Source organism: Bacillus sp. Xin1 (assembly GCF_013314535.1).
Classification (GTDB): Bacteria; Bacillota; Bacilli; order Bacillales; family Bacillaceae_G; genus Bacillus_A.
On record NZ_JABUAE010000173.1, the window covers coordinates 1 to 562 of the forward strand.

At 49.6% G+C, this 562-nt stretch carries 5 tRNA genes; all 5 read right to left on the minus strand.

The annotated features are described in order from the left end of the window. Window positions 1-56: 56 nt before the first annotated feature. Window positions 57-127, minus strand: a tRNA-Gly gene (locus HRG09_RS28345). Window position 128: 1 nt separating this feature from the next. After that, window positions 129-205, minus strand: a tRNA-Pro gene (locus HRG09_RS28350). Window positions 206-208: 3 nt separating this feature from the next. Further along, window positions 209-285, minus strand: a tRNA-Arg gene (locus tag HRG09_RS28355). Window positions 286-379: 94 nt separating this feature from the next. Further along, a tRNA-Leu gene (locus tag HRG09_RS28360) sits at window positions 380-465 on the minus strand. Between the two features lie 4 nt (window positions 466-469). Beyond that, window positions 470-550, minus strand: a tRNA-Leu gene (locus tag HRG09_RS28365). Between the last annotated feature and the right edge of the window lie 12 nt (window positions 551-562).

Below are 562 nucleotides of genomic sequence, written 5' to 3' on the forward strand. Positions count from 1 at the left end.
AAAATAAAAATTGACGTTTCACGTTGTTTGTTTCGTTCAGTTTTCAAAGAACTAAAAGCGGGTGAAGAGAATCGAACTCTCGACCAGAGCTTGGAAGGCTCTTGTTTTACCACTAAACTACACCCGCGTGGTCGGGAAGACAGGATTTGAACCTGCGACCCCCTGGTCCCAAACCAGGTGCTCTACCAAGCTGAGCCACTTCCCGTTATGGCGCGCCCGAGAGGAGTCGAACCCCTAACCTCTTGATCCGTAGTCAAACGCTCTATCCAATTGAGCTACGGGCGCTTATTCATGATGTTTTGTCGTCGTTGTATTTCAGCGACTTAATTATCTTATCATATTGCATTTTCAAATGCAAGTACTTTTTTATTTTTTTCTTTGGTGCGGCCGAGAGGACTTGAACCTCCACGGGGTTTCCCCCACTAGGCCCTCAACCTAGCGCGTCTGCCATTCCGCCACGACCGCACAATGCGGGTGAAGGGAGTCGAACCCCCACGCCAAAGGCGCCAGATCCTAAGTCTGGTGCGTCTGCCAATTCCGCCACACCCGCGGAAATAAAAAA